The sequence below is a fragment of the Streptomyces daghestanicus genome, from assembly GCF_020521275.1.
Taxonomy (GTDB): Bacteria; Actinomycetota; Actinomycetes; order Streptomycetales; family Streptomycetaceae; genus Streptomyces; species Streptomyces griseoviridis.
This window is the reverse complement of sequence record NZ_BNDX01000008.1, coordinates 1,319,329-1,335,133: the sequence shown is the minus strand read 5'-3', so window position 1 is coordinate 1,335,133 and position 15,805 is coordinate 1,319,329. Positions and strand designations below refer to the sequence as shown.

General features: G+C 72.6%; 15 protein-coding genes and 2 pseudogenes. 10 read left to right on the top strand and 7 right to left on the bottom strand.

What is annotated here, in order from left to right; genetic code table 11:
• Positions 1-3: 3 nt before the first annotated feature.
• Together sdhC and Sdagh_RS15430 are read right to left on the bottom strand one after the other, a co-directional pair.
• Positions 4-384, bottom strand: a complete 381-nt coding sequence (sdhC, locus tag Sdagh_RS15435) for a succinate dehydrogenase, cytochrome b556 subunit (protein ID WP_189417635.1) — start codon at positions 382-384, stop codon at positions 4-6.
• 248 nt (positions 385-632) lie between these two features.
• On the bottom strand, positions 633-1,124 hold the full coding sequence (locus tag Sdagh_RS15430) for a 2-oxo-4-hydroxy-4-carboxy-5-ureidoimidazoline decarboxylase (protein WP_226535159.1): 492 nt from the start codon (positions 1,122-1,124) through the stop codon (positions 633-635).
• A gap of 222 nt (positions 1,125-1,346) precedes the next feature.
• On the opposite strand from Sdagh_RS15430, the gene Sdagh_RS15425 reads away from it, so the two are divergent.
• The 4 genes from Sdagh_RS15425 to Sdagh_RS15410 all read left to right on the top strand — a co-directional run bounded on the left by Sdagh_RS15425 (position 1,347) and on the right by Sdagh_RS15410 (position 5,274).
• A complete protein-coding gene (locus Sdagh_RS15425; protein WP_190076736.1) occupies positions 1,347-2,966 on the top strand; it encodes a beta-N-acetylhexosaminidase in 1,620 nt (539 codons plus the stop codon).
• A gap of 335 nt (positions 2,967-3,301) precedes the next feature.
• Positions 3,302-3,643 carry a hypothetical protein gene (locus Sdagh_RS15420; protein WP_372478446.1) on the top strand — a complete coding sequence of 114 codons (342 nt, stop codon included), beginning with the start codon at positions 3,302-3,304 and terminating at the stop codon, positions 3,641-3,643.
• A gap of 93 nt (positions 3,644-3,736) precedes the next feature.
• The gene (locus tag Sdagh_RS15415) at positions 3,737-4,171 is read left to right on the top strand and encodes a hypothetical protein (protein WP_226535156.1); all 435 of its coding nucleotides are present in this window, start codon (positions 3,737-3,739) and stop codon (positions 4,169-4,171) included.
• A 308-nt stretch (positions 4,172-4,479) separates the two neighbouring features.
• Positions 4,480-5,274 carry an LPXTG cell wall anchor domain-containing protein gene (locus tag Sdagh_RS15410; RefSeq protein WP_190076737.1) on the top strand — a complete coding sequence of 265 codons (795 nt, stop codon included), beginning with the start codon at positions 4,480-4,482 and terminating at the stop codon, positions 5,272-5,274.
• A gap of 133 nt (positions 5,275-5,407) precedes the next feature.
• On the opposite strand, the pseudogene Sdagh_RS15405 reads toward Sdagh_RS15410, so the two are convergent.
• From Sdagh_RS15405 to Sdagh_RS15395, 3 genes and pseudogenes are all read right to left on the bottom strand, one after another.
• Positions 5,408-6,185 (bottom strand): annotated as a pseudogene (locus Sdagh_RS15405) (IS630 family transposase); the annotation flags it as partial.
• Between the two features lie 327 nt (positions 6,186-6,512).
• The gene (locus Sdagh_RS15400; RefSeq protein WP_189417624.1) at positions 6,513-6,938 is read right to left on the bottom strand and encodes a tautomerase family protein; all 426 of its coding nucleotides are present in this window, start codon (positions 6,936-6,938) and stop codon (positions 6,513-6,515) included.
• A 43-nt stretch (positions 6,939-6,981) separates the two neighbouring features.
• Entirely contained in the window at positions 6,982-7,686 is a 705-nt protein-coding gene (locus Sdagh_RS15395; protein WP_189417622.1) for an SDR family oxidoreductase, read from the bottom strand.
• A 206-nt stretch (positions 7,687-7,892) separates the two neighbouring features.
• Here Sdagh_RS15395 and Sdagh_RS15390 point away from each other — a divergent pair, with 206 nt between their 5' ends.
• Positions 7,893-8,504 carry a TetR/AcrR family transcriptional regulator gene (locus Sdagh_RS15390; protein ID WP_226535154.1) on the top strand — a complete coding sequence of 204 codons (612 nt, stop codon included), beginning with the start codon at positions 7,893-7,895 and terminating at the stop codon, positions 8,502-8,504.
• A 35-nt stretch (positions 8,505-8,539) separates the two neighbouring features.
• Here the strand turns inward: Sdagh_RS15390 and Sdagh_RS15385 are convergent, their stop codons facing one another.
• Complete coding sequence (locus Sdagh_RS15385) at positions 8,540-9,070, bottom strand: winged helix-turn-helix transcriptional regulator (RefSeq protein WP_190076739.1); 531 nt, start codon at positions 9,068-9,070, stop codon at positions 8,540-8,542.
• Positions 9,071-9,192: 122 nt separating this feature from the next.
• Between Sdagh_RS15385 and Sdagh_RS15380 the strand changes: the two genes are divergently transcribed.
• Positions 9,193-10,722, top strand: a complete 1,530-nt coding sequence (locus Sdagh_RS15380) for an MFS transporter (protein ID WP_226535145.1) — start codon at positions 9,193-9,195, stop codon at positions 10,720-10,722.
• A 39-nt stretch (positions 10,723-10,761) separates the two neighbouring features.
• Positions 10,762-11,315: pseudogene (locus Sdagh_RS37175) on the top strand (winged helix-turn-helix domain-containing protein); the annotation flags it as partial.
• 176 nt (positions 11,316-11,491) lie between these two features.
• On the opposite strand, the gene Sdagh_RS15370 reads toward Sdagh_RS37175, so the two are convergent.
• Positions 11,492-12,364, bottom strand: a complete 873-nt coding sequence (locus tag Sdagh_RS15370; RefSeq protein WP_189417612.1) for an aldo/keto reductase family oxidoreductase — start codon at positions 12,362-12,364, stop codon at positions 11,492-11,494.
• 134 nt (positions 12,365-12,498) lie between these two features.
• Between Sdagh_RS15370 and Sdagh_RS15365 the strand changes: the two genes are divergently transcribed.
• The 3 genes from Sdagh_RS15365 to Sdagh_RS36485 all read left to right on the top strand — a co-directional run bounded on the left by Sdagh_RS15365 (position 12,499) and on the right by Sdagh_RS36485 (position 15,658).
• Positions 12,499-12,945 (top strand): winged helix-turn-helix transcriptional regulator, encoded by a 447-nt coding sequence (locus tag Sdagh_RS15365; RefSeq protein ID WP_189417610.1) that lies wholly within the window; start codon positions 12,499-12,501, stop codon positions 12,943-12,945.
• A 779-nt stretch (positions 12,946-13,724) separates the two neighbouring features.
• Positions 13,725-14,387, top strand: a complete 663-nt coding sequence (locus Sdagh_RS15360) for an RNA polymerase sigma factor (RefSeq protein WP_189417607.1) — start codon at positions 13,725-13,727, stop codon at positions 14,385-14,387.
• Positions 14,387-15,658 (top strand): hypothetical protein, encoded by a 1,272-nt coding sequence (locus Sdagh_RS36485; protein WP_189417605.1) that lies wholly within the window; start codon positions 14,387-14,389, stop codon positions 15,656-15,658. Before Sdagh_RS15360 ends, Sdagh_RS36485 begins: the two co-directional genes overlap by 1 nt.
• Positions 15,659-15,805 lie beyond the last annotated feature (147 nt).

Sequence of the window (15,805 nt, the reverse complement as noted above, 5' to 3'; positions counted from 1 at the left end):
GCGTCAGCTCCCGAACAGTTCACGAGCGGCGTGGCCGAGGACGGGGTAGATCGCCCCGAGCATGAGCACGATCCACAGGACGACGACCGACCAGAGCATCTGCTTCTGGTAGCGGGCGCCCTTGATCCAGAAGTCGACGGCGATGACACGCAGACCGTTGAGCGCGTGGAAGAGGATGGCGGCGACGAGGCCGTACTCCAGCAGCGCGACGATAGGCGACTTGTACGTGGCCACGACCTTGTCGTAGGCCTCGGGGGAGACACGCACGAGAGCGGTGTCCAGCACGTGTACGAACAGGAAGAAGAAAATGAGGACGCCGGTGACTCGGTGAGCCACCCAGGACCACATTCCTTCCCGGCCGCGGTACAGCGTTCCAGCCGGCACGGAAGTTTCCTCCGGGAGCGGGGATTGGGGCCGCGCCGGCTTCTCTGTCGGTCGGGCCCGGCCGGGTACGGTCCACCGGCCCCCAGCATCGTAGCCAGCCGCCGCCGCGGTGCTTACAGCGGGCCTACCGGTGTGATCAAAGTTGCACGCAACGGAGTACCGCCGGTGGTCAGCGGAGCGGGGGGCTTGCCCGGTTTGCCGGTTGTGGGGTGTTGGCGGCGCCCGTGCCCCCGGCGGAGCCGCTCATGTCACCGCCCCGCGCCCCTCAGGGCGTGCCTCAGCCGTTGCCCCGCCAGGCGGCGGAGTTCCTCCGCCGTCACGGCCCGCTCCTCCTCCGGATCGTTCGCCAATCGTGACCGGATGCCCTCCAGGGTGCGGTCGAGGGCCTCGGCCGCCGGGATGCCGTCGAGGCAGATGACGAACACGTGTCCGAAGCGGGACTCGTAGGCGGCGTGGGCCGCGCGCAGGGCCGTGCCGGCCGCCGCGTACGTGCCCGCGGGGAGGTCCGGCAGGGACTCCGCCGCCAGGGCCTCGGCCAGGTCGTCCGGGGTCAGGTCGTACGCCGCCTCGTCGGCCGCCGCCAGCAGGGCCGGGGCGTCGGGATACGGGCGGTGGGCGGCGAGACGGCGGGCCCAGCGGGTGCTGTGCAGGCAGGTCAGGAGGGTGCGGGCGGCGTCCTCGGGGCCCGCGGTGTTGAAGAGGTGCAGCGGGGTGGCGGTGGCGCGGGTTTGGGCCGGCACGGGGAGGGCCACCCGGCCGGGGAGATCTGGAAGACGGTGCGCAGGCAGCGTGGGTCCTTGTGCGTCACGTGTGTGTCGGCAGGGGCTTGTGTGAGTTGTGTGGCGCCACGTTAGCGAGTGAGGGCATGACATGGCCGAACGATGCCCGAATTTCACCCGAACGGGAGAGTTTCGGAACGCCTGGTGGACACTCGTCCGGGGTAACGGCCGTAGGTTGGCGTCGTGAGCCAGCACAGGCGCCGGACACCGGCGGGACAGAGGGCCGGGGGGCGGGCTGCGGTCGCCGGCGCGGCGGTCGTGGCGCTCGGCGCGGGCCTCGCGGTCTGGGGCTGCGACGCCGGGTCGCCGGGATCGGCGGACCGCTCCTCCGGGGGCGTGGCCGCCGCGCCGACCAGCCCCTCCCCGAGCCCGAGCCGCTCCTACCCGCTCTCCGAGGAACCGGACACCATACCCGCCGTACGGGAGCACACCCCCGCGCGCGGACCGGGCTGGAAGCCCGCCGACGGGCACCGCGTCGTCATATCCGACGCCGCCCTCGCCGACGAGGGCAGGCTCATCGCGAGCGAGCTGGGAATGACGTACGCGGGTCAGAAGGACGACCGGAAGGCCGGTGACCTCCGGCTGGAGACCACGGGCGGTCAGGGCGGCGAGTCGTACACCCTGACCGTGCGCGACGGGCGGGCCACCGTCGGCGCGCCCGGGGAGAGCGGCGTCTTCTACGGCACCCGGACCCTGAAGCAGGCGGTCACGGCGGGCGGCGCGGCGCCCGAGGGGGTCGTGCGGGACGAGCCCGCCAAGGAGCGGCGCGGACTCATGCTGGACATCGCCCGCAAGCACTACTCGGCCGACTGGATCAAGGACCGGATACGCGAGATCGGGGACCTGAAGTACAACGAGCTGGGGCTCCACTTCTCCGACGACCAGGGATTCCGCATCGAGAGCCTCTCGCACCCCGAGATCGTCTCCGCGGACCACCTCACCAAGGCGCAGGTCAAGGAGATCGTCGCGCTGGCGGCCGAGCGGCACATCACCGTCGTCCCCGAGATCGACTCGCCCGGCCACCTCGGTGCCGTCATCGCCGCCCACCCCGACCTCCAGCTCCGCAACGCGCAGGGCACGGCCACCAAGGGCGCGATCGACATCTCCGAGCCGGGCGCCGCGAAGATCGTCGACGACCTGATCGACGAGTACTCCGACGTCTTCCCCGGCAACCAGTGGCACCTGGGCGGCGACGAGTACCAGGCGCTGACCGTCTCCGACCCGGAGACCTCCTACCCGCAGCTCGCCGCCGCCGCCCGCGAGAAGTACGGCGCCGGCGCCACCGTCGAGGACCTCACCGCGGGATGGCTCAACGACCGCGCCGCCACCGTCCAGAAGAACGACCGCACCCCGCGGGCCTGGAACGACGGCTTCTTCAAGGACAGCGACCCCGCGGCGGCCGAGAGCATCAAGGTCGCCTACTGGACCGGCAAGGAGATCGGCGCCCGGCAGCCGGCCGAGTACCTCGCCGAGGGCCGCGACGTCATCAACTACAACGACGAGTTCCTCTACTACGTGCTCGGCCAGCCGCAGACCTTCGTCTACCCGACCGGCGAGCGGATCTACGAGCAGTGGACCCCGCGCGTCATCCGCGGCACCTCGCCCGTCGACGCGAAGTACGACGACCAGATCCTCGGCGGCAGCTTCGCCGTCTGGGGCGACTACCCCGGTGCCCAGACGCAGGACCAGGTCGCGGACGGCATCCGGCTGCCGCTCGCGGCGACCGCGCAGAAACTCTGGGACCCCGGCGACCCGGAGCCGACCTGGACCCAGTTCCGGGCGCTCGCCGACCGGCTGGACTGACCCCGCGCACGCCCGCGCGTGAACGCGCCGCCCCGCGCCGGCCCGGTCCCGGGCCGGCGCGGGAATCGCCCGGTACCCGCTGCGGGGCGTCCCCGGCTGTGGTGCTCCGTGGCCGGGTCGAGCCGCGCGGGGGACACCGGCGGGCACCGTGGAGCGACAGGGCGGCGCGGGGGGAGCCGGCATGGGCTGCCGGGGTATCTCGTCGTGGGCCGCGCGGAGCGGCCGTTCGCCGACTCGGGGCGCTGCCCGGCGCCGAGGACGGCCGGGCTCTGCGGACCTCCGCACCGGGCGGGCGGCGGCTCTGGGAGCACCCGGGCGAGACCGGCGCGGGCAGCGTGAACGACCTGGCCGGGCGGACCGGCGCCCCCGCCCTCTTCGGGTACGTCATGGGCGGCGCCCGCGCGATGGCCGGGGCGGCGGCGCCGGCGAGCGGGGCGTGGACGACCTGCCTGGGGCGGGAGGCGATGGCCGGGTACCTCGGCGTGGCGGACGGCGGCCCCACCCTGGAGGACTGCCTCCTGGAGCCGTCCGACGCCGGGGCGCGGACCGTCGCCCGGGCCGCCGAGGCCGGGCACGCGGCGCGCGCGGCGGGTGCCGCAGGGATCCTGACGGCCGGCCCGGCGCGGGGTGCGGCCGGCCTGCGGCTGCCGGACCGGCTGGGCGTGGTGCCCCTGTGACCGACGCGGTGAAGGTGTGGTGGTCCTGCGCCGATCCCGGGCAGCCGCCCCGGCCCGCGTGACGAAACCCCGCCGTACGACGCTGCTGCCGGTGTGACGACGAGGACCACGTGGACCCATACGACGACCACCCCGCGGACGCCGGGCGGGACCGGCGCCGCCCGGCCCCCGGCCGCGACGCGCCCCGCCCGGTGGGCCGCGGACGCGGTGTCGGCCCTGCGCGAGGGCGCGCGGCTGCGGCTCGACTACTCGGCGCAGAGCCTGTGGCGCGTCGACCGGATGATCGAGGGCATCCGCCAGGAGGAGGCGCCGTACGCGGCGGTCGAGACCGTGCTGCGCGGCTTCGGCGCCTATGCCGGTGAGGTGATCGCCCGGCTGACGGGCGGCGAGTGGTGGGCGTCCGGCGGCGACCACTGGCTCCGTACTCCGGACGGCCGGCTCTGGGACCCGATCGACGAGGCCCGCCGCTGTTTCGCCGGCCACGGCTCGCTGCGGCTGCTGTGCCGGGAGGCGGCGGGGCAGGACTGACGCGGGCGCGGGCCGGGCCCCGGACGGACCGGGCCCGGATGTCCCTACGGGAAGACTTCCCGGTGGAGCGGGCAGATCCGGCCCCGGCCCGGTGGTCGGGCCGCGGGGCGGAGATGGAATGGCCGGACCCGTGGTGGGTGCGGCGGGCGGGTGGCGGCGGCCACGGAGCCGCCGGTGCCGAAGAGCACGGTAGAGCCGTCCGCCCGCGGTACACCACCCACCCCCTTCCTCCGACTTCTCGGGAGCAACAGGTGCCCTCGCGCTTCAACGGACGCTGCCGCGGCGCAGCCGTCGTCCTCGGTCTCACGGTGTCGCTTCCCCTCTGCGCCGGGACCCCCGCGCGCGCGGAGGACGCGAAGGACTGCGGCCGGGTCGGCGTCGAGTACACGGCGGACCGCGGACAGCACTGGCTGACGAGTGGCCGCATCACCCAGGACACCCCGGTGACCAGGATCGACGTACGCCTGAAGGAGGAGCCCGCGCAGGGCTGCCGGTACGCGGTCTCCCTGGCCTCCTACAGCACCGAGGGACCCACCTGGGAAACCTCCGGAACCCAGACGTTCCTGGGCTCCGACACGGTCGTCCTCACCAAGGACCTGGCGCAGAGCGCGCTGGACGTGTCCGCGTTCGCGCCGGAGTGCTTCGGCCAGATCGACCTGTACAGCGGTGACCGCACGTACGACGGCGAGGACGCACCGCTGCCGCACTATCCGGTGGGGCAGATGGACGACAGCCTGATCGCCTACTGGAACGGGGGCACCGAGTGCGCGACCCCGCCCCCCGCCGACAGCCCGGCACCGACCCCCGGCGCGTCGACGCCCCCCGGCGCGACACCGGGGACCACGCCCCCCGCTCCCTCGCCGAGCGGGACCCCGGACACGCCCGCCCCCGCCACCAGCGCTCCGCCGGCGCCCAGTCCGTCCAGCACCACACCCCAGGCCGCGGTCGTCCCCGGACCGTCCACGCACTCGACGGTCCCGGGGACCCTGGCGAGCACGGGCAGCGACAGCGGTACGACCACCGCGCTGACCCTCACGGCCGCCGCTCTGGTGGGCCTCGGCGGGGGCGCGTACCTGCTCGCCCGCCGTCGCCGGCACGGGTGAGCCTCACCCGGGTGTTTCTGGCTGTTCCTGACCGCTGTTGGTCACGCGTTGGTCACGTGACGCCGCCTGTTGCTCTCTTGTCCCTGCAGGTCGATGGGTGCCCGGATGGTGAGGTCGGGCACCAATCGACGTCTCACCGGGCGGGCGTCTCGTCCCCGGCCCGGCTTTGCGTGTAGCCCTCGGGGTCGCGCATGCAACGGGCGGCCGACTTCAGCACGAGTGTCTTCACCAGGCGGGGCGCTGTCTCCTCGGGCCAGTCGCGGCCGTACGTGGTCGCAAGGTCTGAGGCGTCGTCGAGCGCCGATGTGGCGATCCGAGCCTCGTCCTCGTCCAGGACGGAGCGGTGGACCCCGCGCTTGAGTTTCTTCTGGGTCGGTTCGGCGAACCATCGCTCGACCAGGTTCAGCCAGGACGCGCTGGTGGGCGTGAAGTGCGGGTGGAACCCGGGAATGGGCCGGCAGCCACTTCTTGATGTCGGGTGTCTTGTGGGTCGCGTAGTTGTCGAGGATCAGGTGGACCTGGAGGCCGGCCGGAACCTCCTTGTCGAGTTCGGCGAGGAACTTCTTGAACTCGGCGGCCCGGTGGCGGCGGTGGAGCGAGCCGATGACCTTGCCGGTGGCCGCTTCCAGGGCTGCGAACAGGGTGGTGGTGCCGGCGCGGACGTAGTCGTGGCTGCGGCGTTCGGGGACGCCGGGCATCATCGGCAGGACCGGCTGGGACCGGTCCAGGGCCTGGATCTGCGACTTCTCGTCCACACAGAGCACCAGTGCCTTCTCCGGCGGGTCGAGGCAGAGGCCGACGACGTCGCGGACCTTGTCGATGTACAGCGGGTCGGTGGACAGCTTGAACGTCTGCGACCGGTGCGGAGCAAGGGCGAAGGCCCGCCGGATCCGCGAGATCGCTGACTGTGACCGAGTCCACCGTCCGGCGCTGGCGGGACGAGGCGATCGGACCGCGCGCCGCACAGGCCCCGCGCGTGCGAGAAGACCGCCCGGCAGGGTGGGGAGGCCGTCCTGATCGACGGCGCCCTCATCCCCACCGGGAGCGATGTCCGCCGCAGAAGTGGTTCGTAAGGGAAGGGCCCCTGCCGCCGGAGCGTGGGGTGGTCCGGCGCGGAGCCGCCGCGAGTACGGCAGGACCTGCACGCGGCGATGAGTACGGGCCCTGCCCGCTGTCGGCCTGCCGGTGCCGGGCGGCGGCCACGCCTGGCACCGGAGCGTGCGCCGGCCGGTGTGCGCTCAGTAGGGGATGGGCCGGTTCTTCTCGACCCAGAGCTGGTGGGCTTCGCTCTCGGGCGGGGGCGGGGCGATGCCGTCGAGCATCCAGAGGTCACGGGGGGTTTCGTCGATGTGGAACTCGCAGTACAGGCCGCGCTCGGTGGTGTGAGGGGCGAGGATGCGCGTCAGGATCTGGCGCGTCCTGACCCGGATGCCGGGGTCCTTGGTGTGGACGGCGATGTGGTCGGCTTTGATCCTTACGGATGTCGCTGTGGGCTCGCCTCCGATGAGGAAGGAGTCTGCGTCGATCTCCTGGAAGACGGTGACGACGTAGAAGGCCGGCAGGTTTCCGTAACGGGTGTAGAAGCCGGTGATGTCGGCGGAGAACCGCTTCTTCTGCTGGGGGGTGTAGGCGCCGGGCGGGTGGTAGATGGTCCAGAGCGGCATGAGTTCCTCCGGATGAGGGCGTCGGAGTGCGGGCTGCCGGGGCTCAGCGGCGCGGAGCGGGCAGGGCGAGGCCCTCGACCGGGCCGGCGAGCGCCGCCTTGAACGTGCGGGTGACCTCGTCGACGAGGACCTCGCTCTCGCCGCGCTCGACGCCGTCCAGGACGATGCGTGCCACGTCGGTGGGCGCGATCTTCTGGGTGGGGATGGCCGCGACCATCTCGGTGTCGGCGAATCCCAGGTGGACGCCGACGACCTGGGTGTGCTGTGCGGCGAGTTCGATGCGCAGGGAGTTCGTCAGCGACCACAGGGCCGCCTTGGAGGCTCCGTAGGCGCCGCTTCCCGCCGCCCAGGAGAGCAACGAGTGGATGTTGACCAGGGCCCCGCCGCCGTTGTCGGCCAGGATGGGGGCGAACGCCTGGGCGACGCGCAGCGGGCCGTAGACGTTGGTGTCGAAGGTGGCGAAGACCTGCGCGAGGTCGCCGGTGAGCAGGGGAGCCGGGTGGAGCACGCCTGCGTTGTTGATGACGATGTCGACGTCGCGCGCCTTCTCGGCCAAGTCGGTCACGGAGTAGCCGTGTGTGACGTCGAGGAAGACTGCTTCGACGCGGGGGTCGTCGCTGGGGCGCGGGTCGCGGGCGGTGGCGTACACCTTCGTGGCGCCCCGGGCCAGGAGTCGTTCTACGAATGCCTTGCCGATGCCTCGTTGGCCACCTGTGACCAGGGCGATGGAACCTTCGACTGCCGTCATGCGCGTTCCTCGGTGTGAGTTGCGTCCGGGCACGTGTTGTCGCGCCGCAGGGCGGTTCGCGACGACGCGTGCAGTAGCTAGCCACACGATAGATGATTGGCATCATCTAAAATAGGGTGGTGCTGCCGTAGGCTGATCACCGCGGGGCCGGTGGGTCGGGGACATGGGAGAAAGAGGGCGCGGGCATGCCTCGTATGTCGCGAGAGGTGACGGAGCAGCACCGGCGGCAAGTGGTCGAGAACGCGTCACGGCTGATCCGCGAGAAGGGGCCCGAGCGCGTCAGCGTGCCGGAGGTGATGGCTTCCGCAGGGCTGACCCACGGGGGGTTCTACCGGCACTTCGCCTCGAAGGACGACCTCCTCGCCCAGGCGCTCGCGGTGGCGTTCACCGAGCGCCGTGCCGCCATGGACCGGATCGCGGACGAACCGGCTCCGCCCGGCGCCGTGTCGGCCCGCGACGCCTTCCTTGCCAGGTACCTCTCGGAGTCGCATCGGGACCACCCTGCCGACGGCTGCCCGGCCGCCGCCGTGGCCGCCGACGCGGCCCGCGCCGAGCCCGGCTCTCCCTTGCGCACGTCGTTCACCGCGGGCGTACGCGATCTCGCGGAGGGACTCCACGGGCTGAACGGTTCCGAACGCGACGCCGGCGTGGTCGACCGCCCGCTCGCCGAACTCGCCCTCCTCGTGGGCGCCGTCCTGCTCGCCCGCGCCAGCGACGACGCCGCCCTGTCCCGCGACATTCTGGACGAAGCCCGCGGCCTCCTGCGCGACCGGGCCACCCAGGAGCCCGCAGGCCCGGAAGCGGACTCCGCCGGCTGACGCCGCGGCCGGCGGAGACGCTGCGCCCGTGCGGGCTACCGGCTCGGCTCGTCGGCCGCCGGCCGGGAGGTGACGAGCCGTGCCTCGGTCTCCTCGATGCCCACATCGTGTCCCGCCGCGCACCGCACGGCGGGGAGGAGTGCCTCGCCGCATCCGGCGTGCGCGAGCTCGACTCCGCCCCGCCCGCCGTCTGTCGCACTTCCCCAGTTCATCAAGGCGACGAAAAGCGGGAACAGGGAGCGGCCTCGCTCGGTCAGCACGTATTCGTGCCGGGTTCGCGCGCCCGGCACCCGGTAGGGCCGCCGTTCCATCAGGCCGTCGGCCACCAGTTGCCGCAGCCGCTTGGAGGCGACCGTCTCCGCGAGGCCGGTGCGCCGGACCAGGTCGTCGAAGCGGCGCCCGCCGTAGAACGCCTCTCTGACCAGCATCATCGCCGAGCGGGTGCCGACCACTTCCAGGGACCGTTCCATGGCGCACCAGCCGGCCGCCGTGAAGGCGTCACGGTCGGCGAAATCGCCCGTGCGCGTGAACACCGTGTCTTTGTCGTGCAGGTCAGCGCGTTCCATGCATCCATCGTAACCTGGCTAGCTTTTTTGCAAGTCAGGCTGCTACCTTCCTGGCTATGCAAAGCAGCAGCCAGCCGTCGGGTGTGAGTATCGCGCCCCCTCCCGCTTCCTCCACGGCCGCGATGCCCGTTCACCCCTGGCGCGGGGTGATCACGGTGTGCCTCGGCGTGATGATGGCGTTCGTCAACGTCTCCTCCACCATCGGCGCCCTCGGCGTCATCCAGCAGGATCTGCATCCGTCCGCAAGCACGCTGGTCTGGGTGACCAGTGCCTACTCCCTGGTCGTCGCCACCCTCGTGATGTTCGCCGGAACCCTCGCCGACCTGGTCGGACGCCGTGCGGTCTTCCTCGGCGGAGCAGTCGTGTTCACCGCGGGCAGCCTGCTGGCCTACGCCGCCGACAGCACGGGACTACTGATCACCGCACAGGCGGTCATGGGCGTCGGCGGGGCAGCGGTCCTCCCCGCCAGCCTGTCGATCGTCAGCCACTCCTTCAGCGACCCTCACCAGCGGACCAGGGCAATCGGCGCATGGGCCGGCTGCTCCGGCCTCGGCCTGGCCGTCGGGCCGCTCGGCGCCGGACTGCTGCTCGGCAGCTTCACCTGGCACGCCGTATACCTGATCGACGTCGTGATCGGCGCGGTCACCGTGATCCTGACACCCTTCATGGTGCCCGAGACGAAGCACCCGACCCGGCGCCTGGACCTCGCCGGCGTTCTGCTGGGAACCGTCGTGATCGCGTCCGCGACCTACGCCATCATCGAGGGCGGCTCCTCCGGCTACACCTCGGGCCGCATCGTCACCGTGTACGGCGTCTTCGCCGTCTCCCTCGTCCTGTTCCTCACCGTCGAGGCCCGCCACCACGACCCGATGCTGGACCTGCGCCTCTTCCGCAACGCCTCCTACACCGCGGTGATGGGCGTCGCCGCGGCATCCATGTTCGGCTTCGTCGGCACGTCCCTGCTCGCCGTCCTGTACATGGAACGCGTCCAGCAACTCTCCGCACTGGCCACCGGGGTCCGGCTGCTGGCCATGTTCGCCACTTACATCGTCGTCAGCGCACTCGCCGGACGCCTCGTCCAGAAGGTCGGCTTCACCCTCATGCTGACCGCGGGCCTCGTCATCCTGGGAGGCGGCGCACTCGCCCTCCTGGCCATCGGCCCCTTCACCGGCTACAGCGCCCTCTGGCCCGGCCTCCTCGTCGCAGGCATCGGCTCGGCACTGCTCACCGCCCCCTCGACGGCCGCAGCTGTCAACAGCGTTCCGCGACTGCAGGCCGGCATGGCCAGCGCGACCGTCAACATGTTCCGCCAGATCGGCTCCGTCCTCGGCCCCAGTGTCCTGGGAACCCTCGTCACCACCAGATTCCCCCGCTACCTCGAAGACCAGCTGATCACCTCGGGTGTGCCGGCCCCCGACGCCTCCGAGATCACCGCCGGTGCCGTCCACGGCGACACCGCGGCCGCACTGCCGGCCGGACTCGCCCACACCGTCACGGAGGCCGCGGCACGCGCCTTCACCGACGCCGTCCACCTCGGACTGCTCATCGGTGGCATCACCCTGCTCGTCATCGCGATCCCCACAGCGATCTTCGTACGGCACCGCAACACCTCCACCCCGTCAGCCACTGCGGTGGAACTCGCAGTGTCGTAGGGGCTGTCGAGTGTCGGGCGCCTGCGGCACGACCGGGACGTGCGGTATCCACAAGGTGGCGGGCTGACTGCCGCCCGACAGCACTCCGCGAGGAGTCAGGGTCCGGGCGGCCGAGCGGTTCACCCGGCGCGAGGCGAGTGACCGCCAAGGGACCCGCGCGTCGGCGTCCGGTCGGTGCGGGCGGTGGCGGCGGACCTGGGAGGAAGGCGGCCCGCGGCCCCTGCGCTCGCAAGGCCCGGCGTCGCTGCCGGGACTCGGCGAGGAGCAGTTCGCCCAACTGGAGGCGGAACCCGCCAAGGGGCCGGCCCCGCACGGCTGGGAGGACCAGCGCTGGACCCTGACGCGGATCAGGACGGTGACCGGCCGGTGCTTCCACCCACCCGCACGAGCCGAGGGCGTTCGGAAGCTGCCGGCACGCAACGGCTGGTCCTGCCAGGTCCCGGCCCGCCGCGCCGTCGAGCGGGACGATGACGCCGTCACAGGCGTGGTCGAAGAGGTGTGGCCACGCGCGGAAGGCTCGCGGCGGCCGGGGAGCATGGCTGGTCTCCGAGGACGAAGCCGGTTTCTCCATGACGCCGCCGCGTGCCAGGTCACCGATGCGGGGCGGCTGCCACCACCGGCGGACACACGTTCCTGACGGTCGATGATCCGAAGTCAACCAGGTGAGGGCGAGTCGTCCTGCTCCGGTCCCGGCCGGGCGAAGGTGACCGGGACCGAAACATGAACGGTGGCTTCGGTCTGGTTTGTGGACCGTTCGGCTACGGGGCGTTCAGCGGCCGATGCCATCCAGCTCGGTCAAGTCCTCGTGCGACAGGGAGAGTCCCGCGCCGGCGATGTTCTCGCGCAGGTGCGCTGTCGATGACGTGCCGGGGATGAGCAGGATGTTCGGTGATCGCCGCAGCAGCCAGGCAAGCGCGACGGACATCCGTGTCGCCTTCCGGCGAGCGGCGACCGCCGAGAGAGCCGCGGACTGGAGCGGGGTGAAACCCCCGAGGGGGAAGAAGGGCACGTACGCGATGCCTTCGGTGGCGAGCCGGTCGATGAGCTTGTCGTCGTGGCGGTGGGCGAGGTTGTACATGTTCTGCACGCACACGATCGGCGCGATGCTTTGCGCCTCGGTGACCTGCTCCTCGGTGGCGTTGCTGACCCCGAGGTGGCGGATCAGGCCCTGCTGCTGGAGTTCCACGAGCGTGGCGAACGCGTCGGCGAGCGAGCCGGGCTGGGGACCTTCGGCGTTGCCGAGCCGTAGGTTGACCAGGTCGAGCACGTCGAGCCGGAGGGACCTGAGGTTGTCGTGGACCTGGCGGCGCAGATCTTCGGGTCGCCGGGCCGTGGGCCAGCCACCCTGTTCGTCGCGGGTCGCGCCCACCTTGGACACGATGTGCAGCGACTCGGGATAGGGGTGCAGTGCCTCGCGGATCAACTCGTTGGTGACCCGCGGCCCGTAGGCGTCGCTGGTGTCGATGTGGGTGATACCGAGGTCGACCGCTTCACGCAGAACGGCCAGGGCACCCTCGCGGTCGGTGGGCGGCCCCATGACCCACGGGCCGGCCAGTTGCATGGCGCCGTAGCCGAACCGCGTGACGGTCAGGTCACCCAGGGTCCAGGTGCCGCCGGGAAGAGAGAAGGAGGGTGTGCTCATCCTGTTGCCTTTCGTCGTGCGAACTCGGGGGGTGGCGCCTGCTGCCTCCCTGCATCAGCATTGGAGAGAAACTTCCTGCCGGGAAGTAGGCACTCTGGAGTGCGTAACCCACCCATCGGTGAGAGGTGCGATCAGTGACGACGACGAAGGCGGCCCAGAAGAGGGCTCAGGCCAAGGCGGAGTACAACGCGTTCCTGGCAGGGTGCCCCAGCCGGCAACTGCTCGACCGAATCTCGGACAAGTGGGTCGTCCTGATCCTGTGCGCGCTGGGCGGCGACAACAATCCCGGCCGGCCCGGTGCGGCACACGCCGACGCTCCGAAGGCGATGCGTTACTCCGAGATCTCTCGTCTGCTGGCCGGGGTCAGCCAGAAGATGCTGACCCAGACGCTACGGTCGCTGGAGCACGACGGGCTGCTCACCCGTACCGTGACGCCAACCGTCCCTGTCACCGTCTCCTACGAGCTGACCGACCTCGGCCTCTCGCTTCATCACATGACGCGCGGGCTCAGACACTGGGCGCAGACACACATGGCCGAGGTCCTCGCGAACCGCGAGAACTACGACTCTCGCACCTCCTGACGACTCACATCCAGCCGTCCGACAGCTCCATGTTCCCGGCGCCACCCCCTCGACTGCGAAGAGCCGCTCAAAGCGCAGGGGGAGCGCCAGCGGGTGCGGAAGGACCGGCTCGGCTCCCTCCGGGTGGACCAGGGTCTTGTTCTCGCGCGGGACAACGGCGGCCAGCAGAGCGGTGGTGAGCGCGGCGGTGTCGGCGCGCTCGACACAGGCTGCGCAAGGACGGGATCACTCCGGGGGCCACGGGATGCCGGACAGGTCGGCGCGCGACGGGAACCGTCAGAGAGAGATTGTGTTCGCCCGACCGGTTCCGCATCCACGACCAAAGGCACAGCGAGGGCACCGATGATCTGGATGCGCCGGCTCGGAGGGCATCGCGTGAAGTGCCGGGAGCGTTGGTCACGCTGTTGGTCACGGCGATGGGGAACGCCCCGCATCACCGCAGGTCACGGGGGGAGGAACCGCGGAGACGACCGGGGCCGCCACCCCCCACAGGAGAGGCCCCGGCCGTCGCGCGGTACGGGCCGCGCGGCGACCCGTACCTTCTACTGCGCCGGGCCGGCGATTCATGTCACACCGCCGTGCGGCGCGGAACGGCATGGCCGGTGCGTCACGGGTTAGTTGCGTCTTGTACGGCCGGGTCCTCCGACCATGGACGGGACCGGTTTCACGACGTAACGTGCCTTTCGCGCCGGAGTGCGGAGGGCCGTGCCCCCGTCCCGAGCTGCGGTAGACCACCGCAACCACCCACGGAGAGTCAGGCGCAAAGAGAGGCGCGCGCGGTGCTGGGGGACGACGCGGAGCTGACCGCCGCCGTGACGGCGGCACAGGACGGGGACGAGACCGCGTTCCGGACCGTCTACCGTGCCGTGCACCCGCGGCTGCTCGGCTACGTCCGCACCCTCGTCGGCGACCCCGACGCCGAGGACGTGGCCTCCGAGGCGTGGCTGCAGATCGCCCGGGACCTGCACCGGTTCGAGGGCGACGCCGACCGGTTCCGCGGCTGGGCCGCCCGGATCGCCCGCAACCGCGCCCTCGACCACATCCGGATGCGCGGGCGCCGCCCCCTGATCGGCGGTGACGAGACGGAACTGGCCGGCCGGCCCGCCTCCTCCGACACCGCGGGCGAGGCCATCGAGGCGCTCACCACCGACACCACCCTCGCCCTGATCGCCGGCCTGCCGCAGGAGCAGGCCGAGGCGGTCGTCCTGCGGGTGGTGGTGGGCCTGGACGCCAAGACGGCCGCCGAGACGCTCGGCAAGCGGCCGGGGGCGGTCCGTACCGCCGCGCACCGCGGCCTGAAGCGGCTGGCCGAACTCCTCGGCGACGACCCGGACTCCGCCGCCGGCCCGCGCGCGCTGCCCGTCCCGCGAGAACCGCACGGCCGTGCGGTGACGTCCGCGACTGTGACGCAAAGCGGCGCGCGGACGCAGAGGGACATGTGATGGCCGACAAGCAGGGCGGGTGGCTGGACCGCGAAACGGCGGAGCGGATGCTGCGCGGAGAGCCACTGGACACGGTCGATCCGGTGGCCCGCGCTCGGGCCGAACGGCTCACCGACGCCCTCGGCACGCTCGCCGGCCCGGACCCGCGACCCGGCGGGGAACTCCCCGGCGAGGCGGCGGCGCTGGCCGCGTTCCGCGCCGCCCGCGCGGAGCGGACGCCGGGGACGGACCCGGCCCGGCACCGGGACACCGGCCCGCACACCACGGGCGCCGCCGCCGGCACCCCGCTGATACGGATCGGTGGCCGGGACAACGCTGCCCGGCGCGTCCGCCGGCCGCGCCCGCTGCGCCTGGGCCTGGCCGCCGTGCTGGCCGCCGGCATGGTCGGCGGGGTCGCGGTGGCGGCCGGGAGCGGGGCCCTCGCCCCGTTCGGCGCCGGCGACCCGGAGCCCACCGCCTCCGTCGCGGCCACCCCGGACCGCCCGGCGGTATCGCCCTCACCGCGTGACGTCCCGCAGGGCGGCGGCGCCGACCGTTCCGCCACCGCCCCGGCCGGCGGGGGCGACACCCCGGCGTCCACCGGCCCCGGCGCGGAGCCGGACCAGGACACCGGCTCCGGCGCCGGTGACCCGGGGGACGGCGCGGCCGGCGGCGGGTGGCGCGCGCTCACCGCGTCCTGCCGTGACCTGACCACCGGCAAGCAACTCGACGGCACCCGCAGGCGGGCCCTGTCCCGGGCGGCCGGGGGCTCCTCGCGGGTCCGGGCGTACTGCGCGGGCGTCCTCGACGACGACGTCCAGCGGAACGGGCGGGACGGGCGGGACGGGAACGACGGCGGGAAGAGCGGCGGGGCCGGCAAGGGCGGCAAGGGCACGGACGGTCACGACGCGGGCAAGGGCCGCGGCGCCGGCGAGGACGACGACGAGGGCCGGGACGGCACGGCGAAGGGCGGTGCCGGGCCGAACCGCAACGCGAACCTCCTGAGGGACGACGGCGGAACCGGGGGCCGGGGCGACGGCGGCGCCGGCGGCGACCACGGAGACCGCGACGGTCACGGGAGCCACGAGGGCCGGGGGGATCGCGGGGACCACCGGGATCGAGGCCGGGACCGGGATCGAGGCGGAGACCGGGGTCGGGGCAACGACGGGCGGGCCGGAGCGGGCCCCTCCGCGCACGGCTCGCCCGCGGTGACGGGCTCCCCAGCCAGCCCCGGACGGGCCTCCGGCCCGGATTCCGCGCCGGTCGGGGCGGACCCCGCGACGCGGGTGTGACACTTTCGGACGCCCCGGCGCAGTAGGTATTGAGCCGACTGGTCATCGGCTTCGCACGGAGCCGGGGTTCCCCCCGTACCTACGGCTCGTGCACCTGGCGCGGGCGGGACACGTTCCCCCGGTCCCGTCCGCGCCCCCTTCGCGTCC

What these genes read in the sequence shown, in the direction of transcription:
- Sdagh_RS36485 (WP_189417605.1), top strand. Translation starts at nt 14,387, where the DNA reads ATGGCCGACAAGCAGGGCGGGTGGCTGGACCGCGAAACGGCGGAGCGG.
- Sdagh_RS15400 (WP_189417624.1), bottom strand. Translation starts at nt 6,938, where the DNA reads ATGCCGCTCTGGACCATCTACCACCCGCCCGGCGCCTACACCCCCCAG.
- Sdagh_RS15370 (WP_189417612.1), bottom strand. Translation starts at nt 12,364, where the DNA reads ATGAGCACACCCTCCTTCTCTCTTCCCGGCGGCACCTGGACCCTGGGT.
- Sdagh_RS15385 (WP_190076739.1), bottom strand. Translation starts at nt 9,070, where the DNA reads ATGGAACGCGCTGACCTGCACGACAAAGACACGGTGTTCACGCGCACG.
- Sdagh_RS15380 (WP_226535145.1), top strand. Translation starts at nt 9,193, where the DNA reads ATGCCCGTTCACCCCTGGCGCGGGGTGATCACGGTGTGCCTCGGCGTG.
- Sdagh_RS15395 (WP_189417622.1), bottom strand. Translation starts at nt 7,686, where the DNA reads ATGACGGCAGTCGAAGGTTCCATCGCCCTGGTCACAGGTGGCCAACGA.